Source organism: Luteibacter yeojuensis, assembly GCF_000964085.1.
In the GTDB taxonomy this organism is placed as follows: domain Bacteria; phylum Pseudomonadota; class Gammaproteobacteria; order Xanthomonadales; family Rhodanobacteraceae; genus Luteibacter; species Luteibacter yeojuensis_A.
The window spans coordinates 1-1940 of record NZ_JZRB01000084.1 but is presented as its reverse complement, the minus strand read 5'-3'; the positions used below and the strand labels follow the sequence as shown (position 1 = coordinate 1940).

Sequence of the window (1940 nt, the reverse complement as noted above, 5' to 3'; positions counted from 1 at the left end):
GCCCACTCCGTGGGCGACAGCTCTCGCGAGCCACGCCCATCGCGTGGCGTTGTCGCGAACAGCGTCGCCTGCCGGGCAGGCTCCTGCAGGTAGCGAGCACCTTGAGGTTGCTGGTCAGCGAATTATCCGCATCGCGGCGGAGGGCCGCGCTTGACCAACGACACTTTCGGGGTGGGGTGACCTGTGCGTAATAACCATGTTCTGACGAAGAAAACGCTTGCTCTTGCCATCTGTACCGCGGTTGGCCTGCTTGCCATGCCCGCGTTCGCGCAGCAGGCGGCACCGGCCGATGCACCGGCGCAAAAGAGTGACAAGGAGAAGGCGGACAAAGACAAGGCGGTGCAGATGAAGGCGCTCAGCGTCGTCGCCAACCGCTACGAAGCCACCAGCATCCGCATGGACTCGGTGAACACCGTGGACGTGCTTTCGGCGAAGGACCTGCAAAACACCGCTGTGCATAACGTGGCCGAAGCGCTCGGTTTGATGTCCGGCGTGAATGTCACCACCACGGGCACGGGTTACTTCGGCGGCGTGGATGGCGCGGCGCGCGGCGAGGGTATGTTCGCCTCGGTGCGCGGCCTGCCATCCGAGTACAACGTCAACCTGGTGAACGGCAGCAACGTGGCGCAGGGCATGCCGTACAGCCGCAGCGTGCAGCTCAGCCTGTTGCCGCCGTCGGGCCTGCAGACCATCGTGCTCAACAAGACCAGCACGGCCGACATGGATGGCGATGCCATCGGTGGCACCATCGATTTCCGCACGCCCAGCGCGTTCGATTTCAAGAAGGATTTCAGCGGCAGCATCACGGCCAGCGGCCGCGTGGAGAGCCGTGCCCGCGATTACGGCGGCAGCGGCCTTGGCAGCGGCCTGGCCGGTGAGCTGCAGACCAAGTTCGGCGAGCAGAAGCAGTTCGGCTTCTACATCAGCGGCTATTACGACTACCGCAACATCGCGAACAGCGAGATCGGCGCGGCCGAGAGCGCCTCGAACGACGGTTCCTGGGCGTTCCTGCATGCCACCGCCGAGGGGGACAACGCCCCGGGCTACGACCCGCAGCACAACCTCACCAGCATCGGCACCAATGTCGGCATCGCATCGGGCTTCGAGCGCCGCTACGGCGGCAACATGTCGTTCGACTGGAACGTGGACCCGACGCTGCACGCGTACGCCAAGATGTCGTACGCCTATGCGCTGACCGAGCAGAACACCACGTACAACCAGCTGCTGCCGCAGGATGTCACCTACGTGCCGACGGCCACGCCGGGCGTCTACAGCCCCAACATCGGGCGCATCGCCAACCGCTTCTGGTTCGAGACCAACCCCGAGCGCGCGGACCTGGCCACGATCCAGCTGGGTGCCGACAAGACGGCCGGCGGCTGGACCATCTCGCCGAATGTGTTCTGGAGCATCGGCCGCAACGACCGCCCCGAGCACGTCGAAATCGATGGCCGCGAGGATAAGTACTCGCAGGATAACTTCGCCTACAACCAGAGCTCGCTGCTCAGCTATGGCGGCAGCCACTTCCCGTACCCTTCGCTGACGCCGGCGCTGCTCAACTCGGTCAATAACATCCAGAACATGTGGGCCAACGATTACGGCGAGGTCACCAAGATCCGTTCCGGTCAGAAGCGTGGCGGCGCCAAGCTCGACCTGCGCTACGACTTCGAGGATGGCCCGGTGCAGAGCGTGAAGTTCGGCGTGAAGTACAGCGACAGCTCGCGCAACTTCACCAACCGCGACTGGTCCACGGGCGGCATCAACGACGGCACCACCACGCTGGACGACCTGGGCATCTTCAAGGGGTACTACAACCAGATTTTCCCGGGCAAGTTCGCCTGGCGCACGCCGGACGTGAGCCGTGCCGCCGTGGCCGCGCTCATCGACGGGCACGTGCAGCCGTCCGACCTGGATACCTGCAGCCAGCTCGACTACAACAACTT

The 1940-nt window shown here is 64.4% G+C and carries 1 protein-coding gene; it reads left to right on the top strand.

Going from position 1 to position 1940, the window contains the following annotated elements; all coding sequences use genetic code 11:
* Positions 1-255 precede the first annotated feature (255 nt).
* Positions 256-1940 (top strand): TonB-dependent receptor plug domain-containing protein (locus tag VI08_RS19990; protein ID WP_157130533.1); only part of this gene is annotated, 1685 nt, incomplete at its 3' end.